The sequence below is a fragment of the Micromonospora sp. NBC_00330 genome, assembly GCF_036136635.1.
In the GTDB taxonomy this organism is placed as follows: Bacteria; Actinomycetota; Actinomycetes; order Mycobacteriales; family Micromonosporaceae; genus Micromonospora; species Micromonospora salmantinae.
Genome location: NZ_CP108012.1, coordinates 6,776,076 through 6,797,359, shown reverse-complemented (window position 1 = coordinate 6,797,359; position 21,284 = coordinate 6,776,076). Strand labels below are relative to the sequence as shown.

15 protein-coding genes and 1 pseudogene are annotated in these 21,284 nt (G+C 71.4%); 6 read left to right on the top strand and 10 right to left on the bottom strand.

Going from position 1 to position 21,284, the window contains the following annotated elements; all coding sequences use genetic code 11:
- Positions 1-381: 381 nt before the first annotated feature.
- Positions 382-1,332, bottom strand: a complete 951-nt coding sequence (locus OG598_RS31050; RefSeq protein WP_328652164.1) for an NUDIX domain-containing protein — start codon at positions 1,330-1,332, stop codon at positions 382-384.
- Positions 1,333-1,475: 143 nt separating this feature from the next.
- On the opposite strand from OG598_RS31050, the pseudogene OG598_RS31045 reads away from it, so the two are divergent.
- Positions 1,476-1,784: pseudogene (locus OG598_RS31045) on the top strand (PspC domain-containing protein); the annotation flags it as partial.
- Between the two features lie 109 nt (positions 1,785-1,893).
- Here the strand turns inward: OG598_RS31045 and guaA are convergent.
- Both guaA and OG598_RS31035 read right to left on the bottom strand, forming a co-directional pair.
- On the bottom strand, positions 1,894-3,450 hold the full coding sequence (gene guaA, locus OG598_RS31040; protein ID WP_124856346.1) for a glutamine-hydrolyzing GMP synthase: 1,557 nt from the start codon (positions 3,448-3,450) through the stop codon (positions 1,894-1,896).
- Positions 3,451-3,516: 66 nt separating this feature from the next.
- Positions 3,517-5,214: a GMC family oxidoreductase gene (locus OG598_RS31035; protein ID WP_328652162.1), complete on the bottom strand. Its 1,698-nt coding sequence runs from the start codon at positions 5,212-5,214 to the stop codon at positions 3,517-3,519.
- A gap of 145 nt (positions 5,215-5,359) precedes the next feature.
- Between OG598_RS31035 and OG598_RS31030 the strand changes: the two genes are divergently transcribed.
- Positions 5,360-6,478 (top strand): LCP family protein, encoded by a 1,119-nt coding sequence (locus OG598_RS31030; RefSeq protein WP_328652161.1) that lies wholly within the window; start codon positions 5,360-5,362, stop codon positions 6,476-6,478.
- Between the two features lie 7 nt (positions 6,479-6,485).
- Here the strand turns inward: OG598_RS31030 and OG598_RS31025 are convergent, their stop codons facing one another.
- Positions 6,486-7,943, bottom strand: coding sequence for a M1 family metallopeptidase (locus OG598_RS31025; protein ID WP_328652160.1), 1,458 nt, complete (start codon positions 7,941-7,943; stop codon positions 6,486-6,488).
- A gap of 110 nt (positions 7,944-8,053) precedes the next feature.
- Positions 8,054-9,457 carry a M1 family metallopeptidase gene (locus tag OG598_RS31020; RefSeq protein WP_328652159.1) on the bottom strand — a complete coding sequence of 468 codons (1,404 nt, stop codon included), beginning with the start codon at positions 9,455-9,457 and terminating at the stop codon, positions 8,054-8,056.
- Positions 9,458-9,695: 238 nt separating this feature from the next.
- Here OG598_RS31020 and OG598_RS31015 point away from each other — a divergent pair, with 238 nt between their 5' ends.
- On the top strand, positions 9,696-10,811 hold the full coding sequence (locus tag OG598_RS31015; RefSeq protein ID WP_328652158.1) for a sugar phosphate isomerase/epimerase family protein: 1,116 nt from the start codon (positions 9,696-9,698) through the stop codon (positions 10,809-10,811).
- A 71-nt stretch (positions 10,812-10,882) separates the two neighbouring features.
- Here the strand turns inward: OG598_RS31015 and OG598_RS31010 are convergent, their stop codons facing one another.
- Entirely contained in the window at positions 10,883-12,001 is a 1,119-nt protein-coding gene (locus OG598_RS31010) for a GuaB3 family IMP dehydrogenase-related protein (protein WP_091406427.1), read from the bottom strand.
- 30 nt (positions 12,002-12,031) lie between these two features.
- A complete protein-coding gene (gene guaB, locus OG598_RS31005) occupies positions 12,032-13,594 on the bottom strand; it encodes an IMP dehydrogenase (RefSeq protein ID WP_328652157.1) in 1,563 nt (520 codons plus the stop codon).
- Between the two features lie 186 nt (positions 13,595-13,780).
- Between guaB and OG598_RS31000 the strand changes: the two genes are divergently transcribed.
- On the top strand, positions 13,781-14,200 hold the full coding sequence (locus tag OG598_RS31000; protein WP_328652156.1) for a DUF5319 domain-containing protein: 420 nt from the start codon (positions 13,781-13,783) through the stop codon (positions 14,198-14,200).
- A 251-nt stretch (positions 14,201-14,451) separates the two neighbouring features.
- On the opposite strand, the gene OG598_RS30995 is transcribed toward OG598_RS31000, so the two are convergent.
- The gene (locus OG598_RS30995; protein WP_112638563.1) at positions 14,452-15,267 is read right to left on the bottom strand and encodes a helix-turn-helix transcriptional regulator; all 816 of its coding nucleotides are present in this window, start codon (positions 15,265-15,267) and stop codon (positions 14,452-14,454) included.
- A 253-nt stretch (positions 15,268-15,520) separates the two neighbouring features.
- On the opposite strand from OG598_RS30995, the gene OG598_RS30990 reads away from it, so the two are divergent.
- Both OG598_RS30990 and OG598_RS30985 read left to right on the top strand, forming a co-directional pair.
- Positions 15,521-15,904, top strand: a complete 384-nt coding sequence (locus OG598_RS30990; protein WP_091406539.1) for a WhiB family transcriptional regulator — start codon at positions 15,521-15,523, stop codon at positions 15,902-15,904.
- 814 nt (positions 15,905-16,718) lie between these two features.
- The gene (locus tag OG598_RS30985; protein WP_328652155.1) at positions 16,719-17,279 is read left to right on the top strand and encodes a hypothetical protein; all 561 of its coding nucleotides are present in this window, start codon (positions 16,719-16,721) and stop codon (positions 17,277-17,279) included.
- A gap of 511 nt (positions 17,280-17,790) precedes the next feature.
- Here the strand turns inward: OG598_RS30985 and OG598_RS30980 are convergent.
- Positions 17,791-19,494: a molybdopterin-dependent oxidoreductase gene (locus OG598_RS30980; protein WP_328652154.1), complete on the bottom strand. Its 1,704-nt coding sequence runs from the start codon at positions 19,492-19,494 to the stop codon at positions 17,791-17,793.
- A 134-nt stretch (positions 19,495-19,628) separates the two neighbouring features.
- Complete coding sequence (groL, locus tag OG598_RS30975) at positions 19,629-21,269, bottom strand: chaperonin GroEL (RefSeq protein ID WP_210783328.1); 1,641 nt, start codon at positions 21,267-21,269, stop codon at positions 19,629-19,631.
- Positions 21,270-21,284 lie beyond the last annotated feature (15 nt).

Genomic DNA, 21,284 nt, shown 5'->3' with positions numbered 1-21,284 from the left:
CAGCGGGGGGTGCTCCCGAGCTCAAGATCGCGCAACATCCAGGATGTAGCGGCATCGGCGCATCGGTGAGGCCACTACATCCTGGATGTTGCGCGATCTTGGCGCGAGGCGCGAGGCGCGAGGCGCGAGGCGCGAGGCGCGACGCGCGAGGCCCGGCGCCCGGCGCGCGGGGCGCGGGGCGCGGGGCGCGGGGCGCGGGGCGCGGGGCGCGGGGCCCGAGGCCCGAGGCCCGACGCCCGACGCCCGAGGCCCGAGGCCCGAGGCCCGACGCCCGAGGCGCGACGCCCAAGGCCCGAGGCCCGACGCGCGACGCCCGAGGCACGACGCCCGAGGCACGGCCGGCGGCGCGGTGCCCCGCTGGCCCTCGCGGACCGGTCGGGGTCAGGTGAGTTGGGCGGCTTGGACTGCTTCGGCGGTCACCTCGGTGAGGCGGTCGGTGGGGAGGGCGCCCAACTCCTCGCGGCCGAACCAGCGGGCTTCGCAGGTGGAGCCGCCCACGTCGGCCACGGTCAGTGGGTTGGGCTGGTCGACGACGACGCGGTAGAAGGCGCGTACGCCGTGCCAGTCGATCGGGTAGCCCTCGGGGCCGAGTGAGGCGGCGTCGCGGTGGCTGGCGACGCCGAGCAGCTCGACGAGGCGGCCGGCCTGGCCGGTTTCCTCGATCAGCTCTCGGATGAGTGCCGCGCCGGGCTGTTCGCCGTAGTCGGTGCCGCCGCCGGGCAGGTGCCAGCAGCCGGCGCCGGGGTAGCCGTCGGAGATGCGGGTGAGCAGGACTCGGCCGGCGGGGTCGGTGCAGACCGCGTACGCGGCGAAGCGCTGGGCCCGGTGCAGCCCGTCGGGGCCGGGCACGGCGTAGAAGGAGGGGAACTCGGGTGCCTCGTCGGGCACCACGTCGGCCGAGGAGGCGGGCAGCCCGAGGGCGCGTGCGGTGAACGAGCGCAGCGGCAGCTCGCGCGCCTCGTCGAGGGTGTACCACCGGGCCAGGTCGGTGGGGCGCTCGCCGACCCGGTCGGCGAGGGTGCCACCGCGCACGACCACCCGGTAGATCAGCCGGTCGGTGTGGATGGTGATGCCGCGGTCCGGTAGGGCCCGCATGTCGGCGAGCACGTCGGCCAGGCCGGAGACGGCGACGGAGAGGCCGGTTTCGGCGGCGGTCTCGCGAACGACTGTGTGGTTCGGGTCCTCGCCGTGGTCGACCGCCCCGCCGGGCAGCGACCACGCGCCGGGGGTGCCGGAGCGCTCCGATGCGCGGACCAGCAAGACTCGGCCGCTCGTATCAGCACAAACTGCGTATGCCGCGATCCTGCGGAGCGGCTTGAGCAAGGTGGTCACGGAAGCAAATTCTCCCCGGGCCGGGTTACCGGAACGGAAAAGAGTCGGATTCCTGACTATCTGGTCCCGGTCAGGGATTGGTCAGGGTAAGGATCCGGGCGGTCACCGAGGGCAGGCCGGGCACCAGCGCGGACCGTGGGGGTATGACATCGACCACCGCTCCCCGTGCCCCGTACAAGCAGCTTCGGCGACCCACCACCGACCGCATGGTCGCCGGGGTCGCCAGCGGCGTCGGCCGCTACTTCGCCGTCGATCCCACACTGGTCCGCGTGATCTTCGCGGTCACCGGCCTGCTCACCGGTGGGCTCGCGCTGTTCGCGTACCCGATCATGTGGTTCCTGATGCCGGAGGAGCCCAGCGGCGCGCCGGCCTGGCCGCACACCGCGGGCGTCGCGCCGCAGACCGGCCCGCCGCCCACCGCCGGGCCCGCGCCCGGCGGGCCACCGCAGGGGTACGCCTCGACGCCGCCCTACCCGCCGACGAGCCCGTCCAGCACGCCGACTACCCCGTCCAGCACGCCGACGATCCCGTTCAGCCCGCCGCCGGCGGCCTGAGCGGCGCTCACTCCCACTCGATGGTGCCCGGCGGCTTGCTGGTGACGTCCAGGACGACCCGGTTGACCTCGGCGACCTCGTTGGTGATCCGGGTGGAGATCCGGGCCACCACGTCGTAGGGCAGCCGGGACCAGTCGGCGGTCATCGCGTCCTCGCTGGAGACCGGGCGCAGCACCACGGGGTGCCCGTAGCTGCGCCCGTCTCCCTGCACGCCGACGCTGCGCACGTCGGCGAGCAGCACCACCGGGAACTGCCAGACACCCCGGTCGAGGCCGGCGGCGGTCAGCTCCTCGCGGGCGATCAGGTCGGCCTGGCGGAGCAGGTCGAGGCGCTCCTGGTCGACCGCGCCGATGATCCGGATGGCCAGGCCGGGGCCGGGGAACGGGTGCCGCCAGACCATCGCCTCGGGCAGGCCCAGTTGGAGGCCGAGCGTCCGGACCTCGTCCTTGAACAGGGTGCGCAGCGGCTCGACCAGCGCGAACTTCAGGTCTTCCGGGAGGCCGCCGACGTTGTGGTGGCTCTTGATGTTGGCGGTGCCGGTGCCGCCGCCGGACTCCACCACGTCGGGGTAGAGGGTGCCCTGGACGAGGAACTCGACGTCGCCGTGTGCGGCGATCTCGCGGGCTGCGGCCTCGAAGACCCGGATGAACTCCCGACCAATGATCTTGCGCTTCTGCTCCGGGTCGGTCACTCCGGCGAGCGCGCCGAGGAACCGGTCGGTGGCGTCGACCACCTTCAGCTTGATGCCGGTGGCGCTGACGTAGTCCTTCTCCACCTGCTCGGCCTCGCCGGCGCGCAGCAGGCCGTGATCGACGAAGACGCAGGTGAGCTGGTCACCGACGGCCTTGTGCACGAGCGCCGCGGCGACCGCCGAGTCCACCCCGCCGGAGAGGCCGCAGATGACCTCCTTGTCGCCGATCTGGGCGCGGATCCGGGCGACCTGCTCGTCGATGATGTTCTCGGGAGTCCAGGTCGGCTCGATGCCGGCGATGTCGTAGAGGAAGCGGGTCAGCATCTCCTGGCCGTGCGCGGTGTGCCCGACCTCCGGGTGGAACTGCACGCCGGCCCGGCGACCGGCCAGGTCCTCGAATGCGGCGACCGGCGCGCCCGCCGACTCGGCGGTCACCGTGAAGCCCTCGGGGGCCTCGGTGACGCAGTCGCCGTGGCTCATCCAGACCGGCAGGTCCGCCGGCAGGTCACGCAGCAGCACACCGGGGTCGAGGAGGCGGGGGCGCAGCGGAGTGCCACCGTACTCACGGTTGCCGGTCCTGGTGACTGTGCCGCCGAGCGCCTGGGCCATCGCCTGGAAGCCGTAGCAGATGCCGAAGACCGGCACGTCGGCGCTGAACACGCCCGCGTCGATCTGCGGCGCGTCCGGGGCGTAGACGCTGGCCGGGCCACCGGAGAGGATGATCGCGGCGGGGTTCTTCGCCAGCATCTCGGCGATCGGCATCGAGTGCGGCACGATCTCGGAGTAGACCTTCGCCTCACGGACCCGGCGGGCGATGAGCTGGGCGTACTGGGCTCCGAAGTCCACCACGAGGACGGGGCGAGGCAGGCTCATGTGCACGAAGCCTACCGACAGTCACGGGCGCTGCCGGCACCGGCTCGCCGTGGCGGCCGGCGGGGTTCAGGAACGCAGCGCACCCGGGGCGTCCGCCGGGACGGCCGGGTGGTGCGGGGGTACGGGTGTGAGGCGGCGGTACGGGGCACCGAGGGCCGGGCGGGGGTCCCTGTCGCCCTTGTTGGGCCAGAACGACATCGCCCGCTCCGCCTGCGCGGTGATCGTCAGGGACGGGTTCACGCCCAGGTTGGCCGAGACCGCCGCGCCGTCGACCACGTGCAGCCCGACGTGCCCGTACACCCGGTGCCAGGGGTCGATCACCCCGTCGGCCGGGGTGGCGCCGATGACCGCCCCGCCCAGGATGTGCGCGGTCATCGGGATGTCGAAGGGTTCGGTGAGCGAGCCGCCGGGGGTGCCGCCGATCTCGTCGGCGAGCATTCGGGCGGCGGTGTTGCCGGCGGGGATCCAGGTGGGGCTGGGCGTGCCGTGGCCCGGGCCGGTGACCAACCTGCGGCCGAGCGGGCCACGCCGCCACCGGGTGGTCAGCGAGTTGTCCACCGACTGCATGACCAGGGCGATCACCGTCCGTTCCGACCAGCCGCGTACCGACAGCATCCGCGCCGCCAACCGGGGCTGCCGCACGATGCTGCCCAGCCAGCGGCGTACCCGGTGCGGGCCGCCGTCGACCAGCAGCGACTGGAGCAACCCCATCGCGTTGGAGCCACGCCCGTAGCGGACCGGCTCGATGTGTGTCTGCGGGTCGGGGTGGAACGAGCTGGTGATGGCCACCCCCTCGGTGTAGTCCAACCGCTCGGACCGGGCCCGCTGCAGTGGCACCGAAGCGCCGAGGATGGCCTCCGAGTTGGTCCGGGTCAGCTCGCCGAGGCGGGGCGAGAGCCCGGGTAGCGCACCGTCGGCCCGCATCCCGTGCAGCAGTCGCTGGGTGCCGAGCGCCCCGGCGGCGAAGACCACCTGGTCGGCGTGGATGACCTGCCGGCCTTTGCGCAGCCAGGCGCCGGTGCGTTCGGTGTGTACCTCGTACCCACCGCCGTCGGCGGGCCGGACGGCGGTCACAGTGGTCAACTGACGGACCGTGACCCCGAGCCGTTCGGCGAGCCAGAGGTAGTTCTTCACCAGTGTGTTCTTCGCACCGTGTCGGCAGCCGGTCATGCACGAGCCGCAGTGCAGGCAGCCGGTGCGTTCCGGGCCGGCACCGCCGAAGTACGGGTCGGCGATCCGCTCACCGGGCCGGCCGATGTGCACGCCCACCGGGGTGGCGTGGAAGGTGTGCCCCACCCCCATCCGCTCGGCCACCGCGCGCATGGCGCGGTCCGCGCCGGTGTGCACCGGGTACGTGGTGACGCCGAGCATTCGTTTCGCCTGGTCGTAGTGGTGGGCCAACTCGTCGCGCCAGTCGGTGATGTCCCGCCACTGCGGGTCGCTGTAGAAGGCCGGCAGCGGCTCGTAGAGGGTGTTCGCGTAGACCAGCGAACCGCCGCCCACACCGGCGCCGGAGAGCACCAGCACCCCGCCGCCGGATCGCCTGTCGGCCGGGCGGAGCAGGGTGAGCCGTTGGATGCCGTAGCAGCCCAGCTTCGGTGCCCAGAGGAACCGGCGAACCCGCCAGGACGTCTGCGGGAACTCGTCGTCGGCGAAGCGGCGGCCGGCTTCCAGCACCGCCACCGAGTAGCCCTTCTCGGCCAGTCGGAGCGCGGTGACGCTGCCACCGAAGCCGGACCCGATGACGACCACGTCGTACCGCATGGACGCATCATTACTCGCGAGTAGCGCTCGCGCCAGCGGCACTTTTCGCGCGATCATGCTCCGGCCGACCGACCCGGCGTCTCCCGGCCGCAACCCGGAGCACCCGTCGGAGCGTTGTTCACCAGACGGGTGGAAGGAATCCAACATGGTTCTCGGGTCGATGGCGCCGCGCCGACGGTGGCTGCTGCTGGGGCTGGCGGCCCTCGCCGTCGTCGCGCTGATCGCGGCCGGCACCGTGGTGATCACCCGGCTGACCGGCGACAACAAGCCGGGCGGCGCTCCGGTGGCCGGCTCACCGACCCCGTCGCCGATCGGCACGCCGACGCCGAGCCCCAGCGGCCCACCGCCGGGCGCGGACATCACCGGCCCGCTCAACCTGCTGCTGGTCGGTGTGGACACCCGGGTCAGCGTGCCCGGGTGGGAGCCGCACTCGGACGCCGTGCTGGTGCTGCACGTCCCCAAGGGGTTGGATCGGGCGTACCTCTTCTCGCTCCCCCGCGACCTGCTGGTGGACATCCCGGCCTTCCCGAAGGCCGGCTACAAGGGCGGCAAGACCAAACTCACGCACGCGATGAGCTTCGGCAGCCGGGTGCCGGGCAAACCCAAACAACCAAGCACCGCCCAGGGGTACGAGCTGCTGCGCAGCACTGTCAGCGGTTACACCGGTCTGCGCATCGACGCGGGCGCGGTGCTCACCTTCAACGGGTTCGACCGGCTGGTCGACACCCTGGGCGGGGTCGACATCTACGTCGACCAGCGGGTCGAGTCGCTGCACCGCCGACCGGACGGCAAGTACCGGGAGAGCGCGCCGGGCGGCTACAAGGGGCCGCAGCAGGTCTACGAGAAGGGCGACCGGCACCTCAACGGCTGGCAGGCGCTGGACTACGCGCGGCAGCGCTACATCACCGGCGGTGACTACGCCCGGCAGCGTCACCAGCAGCAGCTGATCCGAGCGATGACCCGCAAGATCCTGGACGAGGGCCTCGCCCGGCAACCCGAGCGCGTCGACCAGGTGGTCTCCGCGCTCGGCGACACGCTGGTCTACGTGGGCGGACGCCGGATCGTGGACATCGCGTACGCCCTCGGTGGCCTGCCGGAGAACCGTTTCACGCTGGTCGGACTGCCCGGTTCCGGCGTCGGCAAGGGCAGCGCGTACCGGGGGGAACAGCTGACCAGCGAGGGCCGGAAGTTCCTCACCGAACTCCGCGCCGGCCGCGCCGACGCCTACCTGGCCGCCCACCCCAAACTGGTCGTCAAGAACTGACGGGCACTCAAAGCCGCTTGGGCAGGTCGGGCTTCTTGGTGCCGTAGAGCCAGGCGTCGAAGATCGCATCGAGCTGCTTGCCGGAGATCCGCTCGGCCACTGCCACGAACTCGGCAGTGGTGGCGATGCCGTCGCGCTTCTCCGCCGCCCACGTCTTGACGATCTCGAAGAACGCCTTGTCGCCGACGGCCACCCGCAGGGCGTGCAGGGTCATCCCGCCGCGCTGGTAGACCGACTCGCTGAACAGCTTCTCCACCCCCGGCTTGCCCGGCGGCGTCCTCCACACCTGCGCGGACATCTCGGCGTACCGTCTGTCGAACGCCTCCTTGGCGGTGTACGCCTCGGTGTGCTCGGCCCAGAGCCACTCCGCGTACGTCGCGAAGCCCTCGTTGAGCCAGATGTCCTCCCACTTGGCCAACGCGACGCTGTCGCCGAACCACTGGTGGGCCAGCTCGTGGGCGACGACCTCGGTGTTCTCGCCCCGCCGGAAGAAGCTCGCCGCGTAGACCGGTCGGCTCTGCGTCTCCAGGGCGTAGGAGATCCGGCTGTCGGAGATCACCACCCCGCCGTACGCGTCGAACGGGTACGGCCCGAACACACTCTCCAGGTAGTCGGCCACCGCGACGGTCTGCGCGATCGACGCGTCCGCGTTGCCCTTGGCCTCGGTGGTGGTGACCGCGTTGTAGACCGGGCGGCCCTTGTGCTCGCCGGTGGTGATCCGGAACTTGCCGATCACCAGCGTGCTCAGATAGCTGGCCATCGGCGACTTCTCCGACCACTTCCAGGTGGTCCAACCGCCAGTGCTGGTCTTCCCGCCGGGAACGCCGTTGCTGATCGCGGTCAGGCCGTCCGGAACTGTGACCTCGAAGTCGTAGGCCGCCTTGTCCGACGGGTGGTCGTTGACCGGGAACCAGGTGCTGGCCGACTCGGGCTGACCCAGCGCGATGGCGCCGTCGGCGGTGTGCAGGAAGCCCCCGTCACCGAGCGTCTCGTTCTTCAGCGGCTTCGGCTTGCCGGCGTAGGTGACCTCGGCGACGAACCCGTTGCCGTTGATCAGGCCGGAAGCCGGCTTGATCACCAGCTCGTTCCGCTTGCGGCTGTGGGTCGCCGGTGCGCCGTCCACGGTGACCGCGCTGACGGTCAGGCCGGCCAGGTCGAGGTTGAACGTCGACAGGTCCGCTGTCGCGGTGGCCCGCACCGTGGTCGTACCCGTCAGTTGGTCCTTGGCCGGGTCGTAGCGCACCTTCACCGTGTACCGACCGACGTCGTAGCCGCCGTTGCCGTAGGTCGGGAAGTAGGCGTCGCCCACCCCGTCGGCGCCTGCGGCGAACGTCCGCGCCGGCGTGGGCGACGCGCTCGGTGGTAGGGCCGTCTCCGGGCCCGCCGAGTCGCATCCGGACAGTGCGAGCGCACCGGTCACCAGCAGGCTGGCAGCCACTCGCAGTCTGTGCCGCGTCGCCCGCATCCCACACCCTTTCCGCACGGTGGCCGGTCACGGCCTCCGCCGTCCCGCGCGAACGGGCGCCTACCCGCCGTTCGCAGGCGGCAGCATATCGACCGGGCAGCGGGGCGGGGTCACGGCAGTGTGGGGGCCGACCCACCCACCAACCAGGCGTCGAAGAGCGGGCGCAGTTGCCGCCCGGCGACCCGCTCGGCCAGCGCGACGAGGTCCGCGGTGGTCGCGTTGCCCGCCGCCCGCTCGCTGGTCCAGGTGCGCAGGATGCGGAAGAAGAGGTCGTCACCGACGGTCCGGCGCAACGCGTGCACGGCGAGCGCCCCGCGCTTGTAGACGGCAGTGCCGAACATCTGCTCCCGGCCCGGCTCGACCGACGGCTGCGTCCAGTCGGTCGCCGCGTACTGGGTCTCGAAGTTGCGCTGGGCGGTCCGGCCGCCGTCGTGTTCCTCCCACAACCACTCGGCGTAGCTGGCGAAGCCCTCGTTGAGCCACATGTCGCTCCACCTGGTCAGCGACACACTGTCGCCGAACCACTGGTGCGCCAGTTCGTGCGCGACGACGCTCGGGTTCGGCCGGTCGTCAGCGAAGAAGCCAGGCCCGTAGACCGGCCGGGACTGGGTCTCCAGCGCGTACCCGACCCGGTCGTCGGCGATCACTATCCCCCCGTACGAGTCGAACGGGTACGGGCCGAAGCGGCTGGCCAGGAAGTCGACGATCGCTCCGGTGCGGGCCAGCGAGGTGGCCGCGCCCCCGGTCGCCGGCAGGCTCGCGGCCACCGCCGTGACCATCGGCCGGCCGGCGTGCGTGCCGGTCACCACCCGGTAGTCACCGATCACGAGCGTGCTCAGGTAGCTGGCCATCGGGGCGCGCTCCGACCAGCGCCAGGTGGTCCAGCCGTCGGCGCTGCTCTTCGGCCCGGGTACGCCGTTGCTCAGCGCGGCCAGACCGTCCGGGACGGTCACCGCCAGGTCGTAGGTGGCCTTGTCCGACGGGTGGTCGTTGACCGGGAACCAGGTGGCGGCCGAGTCGGGTTGGCCGAGCGCCACCGCGCCGTCGGCGGTGTGCAGGAAACCGCCGCTGCCCAACGCCCCGTCGTCGACGGCAGTGGGGACGCCCGCGTACTCGACGGTCACTGTGAACTGCCGGCCGCGCGGCAGTCCGTCGCGGGGGGTCACCACCAACTCGCCGTCGCCGCGCCGATGCTCGGCCTCCGCGTCACCCACGCTGACCGCGCGGACGTCCAGGCCGACCAGGTCCAGGTTGAACCGGGACAGGTCCTGCGTGGCGGTGGCAGTGATGACGGCTCGACCGGTCAGCCGGTCGGTCGACGGGTCGTAGCGGATGTCGAGGCCGTAGTGCCCGACGTCGTAACCGCCGTTGCCGTGCCCCGGCACGTACGGGTCGCCGACGTCGGCGGCACCGGGCCGGAAGCCGTCGCGGCCGTCGCCGGTACAGCCGGTGGCGGCCAGCCCGATCGCGCAGGTCAGCGCGGCGACGCGCAGTCTCCGTCCGGTCAGGACCATGCCCACCCCTCCTGCGGCACCCGGCCTTCTGCGGCGTTGCGGTCTTCTGCGGCGTTGCGGTCTTCTGCGGCGTTGCGGTCAGGACGAGCGTAGTCAGCATCGCGGGCCGCGCGGCCGGCATCGACGATCATCAGTGACTTTCGTCGGATCGAACAAAAGCTGCCGTCGATCGAACCTTTCTTTCGACTTAGACCGACGTTAGTGTCTGTCTCCGACCACCGTCGCGAAAGGTGGAACCATGCCAGACCACACCGCCCCCGACGCCACCCCCACGGGCCGGCTCAGCCGCCGATCCCTGCTCGCCGCCTCCGCCGGCGCCGCCGCCGCGATCGGCGCGGCGGGCCTACCCGTCCTCGCCACCGGCACCCCCGCGCTCGCCAACCCCGGCAACGCGAGCAAGCTGCGGGTGGAGCCGCTGATCCCGGCCAGGAACCGCGGCATCATCCTCTACAGCGTCCGCGACCGGATCACCGCCGCGCCCGACGACAGCGGGGTGCCGTACGGCTTCGAGCGCGTCCTCGCCCGACTCGCCGAGATCGGCTACAAGGAGATCGAGTTCGCCGGCTACACCCAGAGCACCGAGATCCTGGGCCGGCAGATCACCCCCGCCGAGATCCGCAAGATCCTCGATGACAACGGCCTGGTGGCCAACGGCACCCACGCCTCGATCCAGCCGGCCACCTTCCAGCAACAACTGGACATCGCCGAGGAACTCGGCATGAAGAACATCGGCACCGGCAGCGACCCGACCAGCAGCGCCTACAAGGCCGAGTGGGACGCCGCCGCCGACATCTGGAACGAGCTGGGCCGGCAGGCCAAGGCCCGGGGCATGCGTCTCTACACGCACAACCACGACGCCGCGTACAGCTTCCTCATCGACCGGGGCCCGCGCGACGCGCAGGGCCGGCAGACCCGGTCCTCCGGCATCCGCCGGCTGGAGTACTTCTTCGAGATCACCGACCCGCGGTACGTCTTCTTCGAGCTGGACATCTACTGGGCCTACGTGGCCCGTTACAAGCACCAGAAGTACGTCAACCCGGCCGGCCAGGAGGTGACCGACCTGTTCGACCCGATCCTCACCGTGGCCGACCGGACCACCCGGTTCCCGCTCTTCCACGCCAAGGACGGCGACCGGGACACCAGCGTGCCCAACGGGTACCAGATGACCCCGCTGGGCGACGGCGACCTCAACTTCCAGCAGTTCTTCCAGACCATCGGCGAGCGCAACTTCCACCACGCCAACTGGGAGATGGACACCGCCCCCGGCGGCGCTGACAACAAGGGCCAGTCGCTCGACTTCGCGGCGACCAGCTACCAGAACATGTCCGACCTGACCATCTACGTGGAGAAGTGACTCCGCGCTGAACGCGACGAAGGCCGGCCCCGCGCCAGGCGGGGCCGGCCTTCCGGCGTCTGACGGATCGGTCAGCGGTCGAGGACCAGACCGACCTTTTGGAACTCCTTCAGGTCGCGGTAACCGCACTTGGCCATGGCCCGACGCAGCCCACCGAACAGGTTGAGCTGGCCGTCGGCCTCGTCGGCCGGCCCGAAGAGCAACTGCTCCATCGACCCGAGCGGCTCACCGGAAACCTCGAAGGCACCCCGGGGCAGCGACGGGTGGCTCGCCGCCGAGTGCCACCAGGCACCACCGGCGGGGGCCTCGTCGCAGAGCGACAGCGGCTCACCGAGCATCACCGCGTCGGCGCCGCAACCGAGCGCCTTGGCGATGTCGCCCGAGGTCTGGATGTCACCGTCGGCGATCAGGTGCACGTACCGGCCGCCGGTCTCGTCCAGGTAGTCACGGCGGGCCGCCGCGGCGTCGGCGATCGCGGTGGCCATCGGCACCCGGATGCCCAGCACCGACTCGGTGGTCGACCACTCGTCGCCACCGATGCCCACGATCACGCCGGCCGCGCCGGTACGCATCAGGTGCAGCGCCGTCTTGTAGTCGGTGCAGCCACCGACGATCACCGGCAGGTCGAGGTCGGCGATGAACTCCTTGAGGTTCAGCGGCTCGTCGGTGGTCGACACGTGCTCGGCCGAGACGATGGTGCCCTGGATGACCAGGATGTCCACCCCGGCGTCCAGGATCACCGGCGCCAGCGCGAGGGTGTGCTGCGGGGAGACCCGCACCGCCACCGTGCCGCCACCGGCGCGCAGCTCGCGGACCCGCTCCGCGATCAGGTCCGGGCGGATCGGCTCGGCGTACACCTCCTGGAGCCGCTTGGTGGCGCGGGCCTCCTCGTCGAGGCCGGCCAGCTCGTCCAGCACCTTGGTCGGGTTCTCGTAGCGGGTCCAGAGCCCCTCGACGTTGAGCACGCCGAGGCCGCCGAGCTGACCGAGCCGCACTGCCGAGGCCGGGCTCATGGTGGCGTCGGAGGGGTGGCCGACGCACGGAATGCCGAACGGGTACGCGTCGAGCTGCCACGACGTCGAGACGTCGTCGACGTCGCGGGTACGGCGGCTCGGCACGATGGCGATGTCGTCCAGGTGGTAGCCGCGCTGCGCGGTCTTGCCCAGCCCGATCTCGACCACGTCACGCATGGGGGACTCCAGGTGGTTGGGGGTGTTGGGTCAGCGGGTGTGGTAGTTGGGCGCCTCGACGGTCATCTGGATGTCGTGCGGGTGGCTCTCCTTCAGACCAGCCGCGGTGATCCGGATGAGCTGGCCCCGGCGGTGCAGATCGGGGATGTTCTCCGCACCGGCGTACCCCATTGCCAGCCGCAGCCCGCCGACCAGCTGGTGGGCGACCCGGGACAGCGGCCCCCGGTAGGGCACCTGACCCTCCACGCCCTCGGGGACCAGCTTGTCGTCGCTGAGCACGTCCTGCTGGAAGTAACGGTCCTTGCTGTACGACTTGGCCTGACCCCGGGACTGCATCGCGCCGAGCGACCCCATCCCGCGGTACGTCTTGAACTGCTTGCCGTTGACGAAGATCAGCTCACCGGGGCTCTCCTCGCAGCCGGCCAGCAGGCTGCCGAGCATCACCGTGTCGGCGCCGGCCACCAGGGCCTTGGCGATGTCACCGGAATACTGGATGCCACCGTCGCCGATCACCGGCACGCCGGCCGGGCGGGCGGCCCGGGCCGCCTCCATGATCGCGGTCACCTGCGGCACGCCGACCCCGGCGACGATCCGGGTGGTGCAGATCGCGCCCGGACCCACGCCCACCTTGACGCCGTCGGCGCCGGCGTCGACAAGCGCCTTGGCGCCGGCGTACGTGGCCACGTTGCCGCCCATGACGTCGACAGCCACGTCGGCCTTGAGCCGCCGGACCATGTCCAGCACGGCCCGCTGGTGACCGTGCGCGGTGTCCACGATCAGCACGTCGACGCCCGCGTCGACCAGGGCGCGGGCCCGCTTGTACGCGTCCTCGCCCACACCGATGGCGGCGGCTACCCGCAGCCGGCCGGCGTCGTCCTTGCTGGCATCCGGGTACTGCTCGCTCTTGGTGAAGTCCTTGACGGTGATCAGGCCACGCAGCCGGCCCGAGTCGTCGACGATCGGCAGCTTCTCGACCTTGTGCTGACGCAGCAGCGCCAGGGCGTCGTCCTTGCTCACCCCGACCCGCGCGGTGACCAGCGGGGTGTGGGTCATGATCTCCCGAACCGGAGTGTTCGGCTCGGAGACGAAACGCATGTCCCGGTTGGTGACGATGCCGACCAGCTGGCCGTCGCCGTCCACCACCGGAACGCCGGAGATGCGGTAACGCCCGCACAGCTCGTCGACCTCGCGCAGCGTGTCGTCCGGGCTGGCGGTCACCGGATTGGTGATCATGCCGGACTCGGAGCGCTTCACCAGGTCGACCTGGAGGGCCTGGTCCTCCAGGGAGAGGTTGCGGTGCAACACACCGATGCCGCCCTGGCGGGCCATGGCGATCGCCATTCGGGCCTCGGTCACCGTGTCCATCGCGCTGGACAGCAGCGGAATGGACAACTCGATGTTGCGGGTGAGCCTCGTCCGGGTGTTGACCCGGCTGGGCACCACGTCCGACTCGCCCGGCTGAAGCAGCACGTCGTCGAAGGTGAGGCCGAGCGGAACCACCCGGGCGGAGCCGGCCGGCAGCTCGGGCAGGTGGCCGCCCAGGTCGGCGTGCTCGACGCCGGCCGGAAGATCGGTGCTGGGCGAATTTTCCACGATTGCTCCCCTGAGCTGCTCGGATGGGCTTCAGCGAGGTGGCGCGGGCGGGCACCGGAGCGCGCCACGATGCCGGCACGTCGCCTCATCGTACCCAGTGAGCTGGGCGACCCGTCCGTGGCAGGCCGGCCCGGCGCGGAGGCCGGGGGGCGGACGTTCGCGCCGCGTTGGGTCTACGGTGAGGGGGTGCACGACGAGCCCATCGACCCGTTCAATGGCGACCCGGCCGATCCGACAGCGGGTCTGGATGACCCGGGCGATGACGCGACGCCGGATCCGCTGACCGACGTCGAGCGGCAGGATGTGCTGGAAGACCTCGCTGACCTGGAGATCTACCAGGCTCTGCTGGCCCCGATCGGGGTCCGCGGGCTGGTGATCGAATGCGAGGACTGTCGCGAGCCGCACTACTTCGACTGGGACCTGCTCCGCGGCAACCTGCGGCACCTGCTCAACTCGGGCCGACCCCGGGTGCACGAGCCCGCCTACGACCCGGACCCGGACCACTACGTGACCTGGGACTACGCCCGGGGGTACGCGGACGGGGTGCACGACACCCTGTCCGAGGGCACCGAGGACGAGCCGGGCGCCCCGACCGCCACCACGTAACACCGCCGGGCGGCGGGTACACCCGCATGCCGCGCGTCACGGGTGCTCCGCTGCCGCGCGACGTACCCACTGCCGCGCCCCAGATGCCCCGCGGCCCGGTGCCTCGTTGCCCCACGGCGTGCCCTGCTGCCGCGCGCTCCGGGTGCCCTGCTGCCGCGCGGCGTGCCCGGCTGCCGCGCGGCGTGCCCGGCTGCCGCGCGGCGTGCCCGGCTGCCGCGCGGCGTGCCCTGTGGCCGCCCGACGTGCGTATGTCAGGCGACCAGACCGGCGCGGAAGCCCGCCGCCACGGCGTGGGCCCGGTCCCGGGCACCAAGCTTGCGGAACAACCGGCGGGCGTGCGTCTTGACGGTGTCCTCCGAGACGAACAGCTCCCGGCCGATCTCCGCGTTGCTCTTGCCCTCGGCCATGCCGAGCAGCACCTGAAGCTCACGCTCGGTAAGGCCGATCGACGCCCGACTGGGTCGGGCGTTCGGAGCGGGACGGCCCGGGTCGGTCTGCGCCGGCGACTCGCCGGTCCCCGCCTCCGCCTCGTCGTCGCCCCGCTGCACCGGCACCGACGCCACCCCGGCCGGCCCGTCGGCGGCTGTGGCCGCCCAGCCGGGCTCACCGGAACCGCGCGGCGACGGCCCGGAGCGGCCGGAACCACCCACCGCCGCCGCGTCGCGGGCGGGATCGGTGATCCGCTGCCGGGAGGCTCGACCAGGCGCGGTGAGCAGCAGTAGCGCCTTCGCCACAGCGCTGGTCAGGTCATGGTCGACATTCTGGATGAGCCCCCGGGCGCCGGCGCTGATGGTGGCCGCCGCGGCCTCGGACTCCTCGGTGCCGAGCAGCAGCACCGCCGCCTGCGGCGCACGCGCCAACACCCGGCGGACGAAGCCGGCGCTGTCCGGCCGGGTGAGGGCCGTGTCGGCCAGGACCACGTCGGCCGGCCGCTCGGCCAGCCGCAGCATCACCTCGGGATCAGAGACGGCGGTACGAACGATCGCGGACAACCCCAGCCGCGCGGCAGCAGAAGTAAGGTGCTGGGCCGCGAGTGGTGTCCGAACGCACACAAGAACGGTACGCACTGTGGTCTCCTCTCCGCCAACGAGCAGACCATGACGCGGTCGGCTGGGGAGGGGGTTCCCGGCAATCCTTCGAACTTTTCCGACAGATGGGGCAAAAGCCGCAATTTCCCGGACGTTTTCGATCACAGACGTGTGAGTTGACGACAGCCCGGGTACCGGGAGATCCAGGCCGGGAACGGTGCGCCTGCGCGGCCCGCCGCCCGGATGCCGGCCATAAGGATTCTCGCGGAGCCGCGCGGGAGGAGGGGTGCTGATGTCGAACGTACGTAGACTGCCCGGACCCATCGTCGATCTCTGGGACTGGCAGCGACTCGGTGCCTGCCGAGGGCGCGACAGCGCCCAGTTCTTCCACCCCGACGGTGAGCGTGGTTCTTCCCGGCTGCGTCGCGAGTCCGCCGCCAAGTCGGTCTGCCGCGCCTGCCCGGTTCGCGCCGAGTGCGCCGCTCACGCCCTGTCGGTACGGGAGCCTTACGGCGTGTGGGGCGGCTTCAGCGAGTCGGAGCGCCTGCGACTGCTCGCCGTCGGCTGGGAGGACCTGGCAGACCGTCGGCACGCCCGGGTCGACGTCGCGCGGCTGGAGGCCCGACTGGGCCGCCCGCACAAGTCGACGGTCCCGGCGCAACGCAACGTCGCCTGACCCGACGCGTCCCCAACATCCGCGAAACCGCGCCCTCACCCGGAGGGCGCGGTTTCGTGTCGTTCGTGCGGTTCCACCAAGGCCAGCCCCCGCGCCGCCGCCGACAAGGCCGTGATCAACACGGGTTCCTTGATGTCGGGGCATCCCGCCGGCCCGGACACCCCGATTTCAATGACCTCGAGTGGATCAAGCCAAGTGTCCGGTCCGAGGGGCAGGCAGAAGAGGCGCCCTGAGGAGTTTTGTCCGGTCTGGGGCATTCAGGCCGGGTGCGCGGCTTAAGCTCCTGCGAGGTACGCGGCCTTTGTCCGGTGACTGGATGCACTCGTGGGGCGGAATCATGGCCGGGCCGGGGTCGTTACATACCCCTGACGATCGCAGTACCACCGACCCGCCGCCGAATGCTTGAGGGGCTGGTCGCGCAGGCTGGAATGCCAGCCTCCACCCGGTCGTTGCAGTCCCCACGAACGACCACCTGGCACCGCCACGACAAGGGTGCCGACGGGGTGGGCCACCCCGGAATGACCCCGGCCCCCGATGGTTACAGTCAGTCCCCACGAACGACCGCAGGCACTGCCACGATGAGGGTGCCGGTGGATGGGCCGACCCCGGAATGACCCTGGCCCCCCGGTCGTTACACAGGGTCCCGGCGCCACGAGCCCCCCCGCTCGGCAGGTCGCCGACCCCGACGCCCGATGGGCGTCACCCCCTCAGACTTTCCCCCCTTTGTTTGTGCAGCGCCGGACGAGGTGCTCACACCCATCACCGCCGCCCCCCTTGGCGGTGCGGGTGTTCTACCCCCGAAGGAGCTACCCCCATGAACACGATCATGCGTAAGAGCATGCTGTCCGTTGCTGGTCTCGCGTTCGCCGGTGGTGTGTTCGCCGGCCCGATCGCCGCCCACGCCAACCCGGTGGATGCCAAGCCGGTTGCGGTGGCCGTGCAGACCAACGCGCCGAAGCCGCAGGGCGACCAGTCGCACATCAACCTCAACGACGAGCAGACCGCGAACGTGAAGGCGATCATCGCCGCCACGAAGAAGGCCGGTCTGCCCGAGCGGGCCGCGGTCATCTCGATCGCGACGAGCCTGCAGGAGTCGAAGTTGGAGAACCTGGGTCACCTGGGCGACATGAACGACCACGACTCGCTGGGCCTGTTCCAGCAGCGCCCGTCCAGTGGTTGGGGTACGCCGGAGCAGATCACCGACCCCGCCTACTCCACGACCGCGTTCCTCAAGGGTCTGAAGCAGGTCGACGGGTGGCAGGACATGGCGCTGACCGACGCCGCGCAGACGGTGCAGGTCTCGGCCTACCCGGACGCCTACGCCCAGTGGGAGCAGCAGGCCACCGACCTCGTCGCCCAGCACTGGAACAGCTGACCCGCACCACAGCACCATCGCAAACAAGCACGCAGCACCACCGCACGGCAACACCACCGCACGGCAACACCACCGCACGGCAACACCACCGCACGACACCGACCGCTGGCCGGCACCCGCAAACCGGGGTGCCGGCCAGCGGCACTTCCGTTTCCGTGTCCGGCAGGCGCATGTCGCTGGTCGCGGATGGCGGCGACGTCGGGTGCCCGCCGGAGGCGGATGGCGCGGCCCGGGTCGGTGGCTGTCAGCAGATCTTGGACACTTTCCGTCCAGCCCTGACGGAAAGTGTCCAAGATCTGCGGACAGGGTTCTGGGGTACCACCGGTCAACCCGCCGACCCGCCGACCCGAAGGAGAGTCGCGGGTAACCCGCAGTCAGGTCGCGACCCGGCCCGCCGACCCGCGCAGCAGGTCGCGAACCGGCCCGCCGACCCACAACGCAGTCGCGAACCAGCCCGCTCACCCGGAGAGCAGGCCCCGGACCCAGCCCGGCAGCGATGCCATGGCGGGGATCAGCGGACGGTGACGGTGATCGTGTGCCAGCCGGTGGCGCCGTCCGGGACGACGTCCTGCGTACGTTCGGTTTGGGTTTCACCGGTCGCGTCCGTCGCGCGGACCTGGAGCCGGTGCTCCCCCGGTGTGGCGTCCCAGCGCCAGGACCACTGCACCCAGGTGTCCACCGACACGGTCGGGGCCAGCGCGGCTTCCTGCCACGGGCCGCCGTCGACGCGTACCTCGACTCGGCGGATCCCCCGGTGCTGCGCCCAGGCCACCCCGGCGACGGTCACCGGGCCGGCGGTCAGCCGGTTACGTCCCCTGGGCGTGTCGATCCGGGACTGGGTCTTGATCGGCCCCTGGGGGGACCAGCCGCGCGGCACCCAGTACGCGTCGAAGTCGGCGAACCGGGTCAGCTCCAGTTCGGTCACCCATTTGCAGGCCGACACGTAGCCGTAGAGGCCCGGCACCACCACTCGGACCGGGAAGCCGTGCTCGACCGGCAGCGGCTCGCCGTTCATCCCGACGGCCAGCAGCGCGTCCCGTCCGTCGCGCAGCGCGGCGGTGGGGGTGCCGCAGGTCCAGCCGTCGACCGACCGGCCGACGACCTGGTCGGCGTCGTCGTCCGGTTCGACCTCGTCGAGCAGTTCCCGCAGGGGTACGCCGAGCCAGAGGGCGTTGCCGATCAGGTCCCCGCCCACCTCGTTGGAGACGCAGGCCAGCGTGACGTACCGCTCGACCAGCGGTCGGGCCAGCAGATCCGCGTAGCTGTAGGTGCGTTCCCTGCCGACCCGTCCGTGGATCCGCAGCCGCCAGGTGTCCGGGTCGACCTGGGGCACCACCAGCGCCGTGTCGATCCGGTAGAAACCGAAGTTCGGGGTGACGTACGGCGCGAGCTGCGCCAGTGAGAGGTCCGCGCCCGCCGGTACGGCCGGTGCGGGGGCGACCGCCGCGGGCAGGCGGATCGCGTCGCGGGCTGCGGACACGCCGCGCCGCCCCGCCAGCCAGCGCCCACCGAGGCCGGCCACCACGGCCGTGCCGAGCAGCACCCCGCTGCCGGTGAGGAACCGCCGCCGCGACTCCGGGTCCACTTCGGCAGGCCCGACCGGTTCGGCCGCCGCCGTCGGCCCGGCGGGAGTCACCGGCACCGGCCCTGCCGGGGACACCGGCACCGATTCGCCCGGCGACACCGGCCCAGCCTGCGACACCGGGCCAGCCGGTAACGCCGGGCCAGCCGGCGGCACCGGGCCAGCGGGTGGCGTGGGTGGTGACCACGACCAGGGGTCCAGTTCGAACGGTCCGCCGATGAACAGCCAGAGCACCAGGGCGCCGAGACCGGCGCCGACCAGGGACGGCAGCGCGTCGGCGAGGTCAGCACCGGAGCGGGTCAGCGCGGCGGCCACGCCGATGGCGCCGAACGCGGCGATGCCGGCCAGGCCGAGTGCCAGTCGGCGGACCGCCAGTACGCCGAAGAGCGCGGCGAAGCCTCCCAGCAACACGGCCGTGCCGACCAGCAGCGCGATCTTGTCGGCGGTGCCGAAGAGGTCGATGGCGAGTTGCTTCAGCGACTCGGGGACGGCGTCGACGATGACCCCGCCGACCGCGACCAGGGGCGCCGACCGGGGACCGGTCAACACCGCGACCGGTTCGGCGATCCCGATCGCGACGGCGGCGGCGGTGATTCCGGCCAACGCGGCGTACCGCCGTGACGTGGTGCTCATCGGCCCAGTGTGCGCGATCATCTTGCCCGGTCGCCAACAACGTCAGCGTTCGGTAATGACCTACCAGCCCGCAAGAACGAGCCGGGGCGCACCGCCGTACGGCGGTGCGCCCCGGAACCTGTGTTGCTACCGGATCAGAAGCCCGGGCCGTGCTGGTGACCGTGACCGTGGCCGTGCCCGCCGCCGGCGGCCGGCTCGGCCTGCTCCGGCTTCTCCACCACGAGGCTCTCCGTGGTGAGCAGCAGACCGGCGATCGAGGCGGCGTTGGTGACCGCGTTGCGGGTCACCTTCACCGGGTCGATGATGCCGGCCTTGACCAGGTCGACGTACTCGCCCTTGGCGGCGTCGAGGCCGTTGCCCCACTTGAGGTCGGCGACCTTCTGCGTCACGACGTAGCCGTCGTGACCCGCGTTCTGGGCGATCCAGCGCAGCGGCTCGACGAGCGCCTTGCGCACGACCGAGACGCCGACCTTCTCGTCACCGGTGAAGCCCAGGTCGTCGTCGAGCACCGAGAGGATCTGCACCAGGGCGGCGCCGCCGCCGGGCACGGTGCCCTCCTCGACCGCAGCCTTGGTCGCCGCGATGGCGTCCTCGATGCGGTGCTTGCGCTCCTTCATCTCGACCTCGGTGGCCGCGCCAGCCTTGATGACGGCGATGCCACCGGAGAGCTTCGCCAGCCGCTCGGCCAGCTTCTCCCGGTCCCAGTCGGAGTCGGAGGCCTCGATCTCCTTGCGGATCTGAGACACCCGGTCGGCGACGTCGGCCTTCTGGCCACCGCCGTCGACGATCGTGGTGTTCTCCTTGTCGACCACGACGCGCCGGGCGGTGCCGAGCACCTCCAGGCCGACCTGGTCGAGCTTGTAGCCCAGCTCCGGGGCGACCAGCTCGGCGCCCGTGGAGATCGCGATGTCCTGGAGCATTGCCTTGCGCCGGTCACCGAAGCCCGGGGCCTTGACCGCGCAGACCTTGAGGGTCTTGCGCAGCGAGTTGACCACCAGGGTGGAGAGCGCCTGGCCGTCCACGTCCTCGGCGATGATCAGCAGGGGCTTGCTGTTCTGCAGGACCTTCTCCAGCAGCGGCAGCAGCTCCTCGATCGCCGAGATCTTCTGGGTGGTGACCAGGATGTACGCGTCCTCAAGGACGGACTCCTGACCCTCCAGGTCGGTGACGAAGTTCGGCGAGATGAAGCCCTTGTCGAACTGGAGACCCTCGGTCACGTCCAGTTCGGTGGTGAGCATCGAGCCTTCCTCGACGGTGATGACACCGTCGCGGCCGACGCGCTCCATCGCCTCGGCGATCAGATCGCCGATCGTGGAGTCCTGCGCGGAGATCGTCGCCACGTTCGCGATCGACTCCTTGCTGGTGACCTCGGCGGCACGGCCGAGCAGCGCCTCGGAGACCTTCATGGCCGCCGCGTCGATGCCCCGCTTGAGGCCGGCCGGGTTGGTCCCGGCGGTCACGTTGCGCAGACCCTCGCGAACCATCGCCTGGGCCAGCACCGTCGCGGTGGTGGTCCCGTCGCCGGCGACGTCGTTGGTCTTGGTCGCCACCTCCTTGACCAGCTGCGCGCCAAGGTTCTCGTACGGGTTGGTGAGCTCGATCTCCTTGGCGATGGTCACACCATCGTTGGTGATCGTCGGCGCACCGAATTTCTTGTCCAGGACGACGTTGCGCCCGCGCGGGCCGAGGGTGACCTTGACCGCGTCCGCGAGGGCGTTGACACCGTGCTCCAGCAGGTGCCGGGCGTCGTCCGAGAAGCTCAGGATCTTCGCCATTAATGTCCCTTCGAA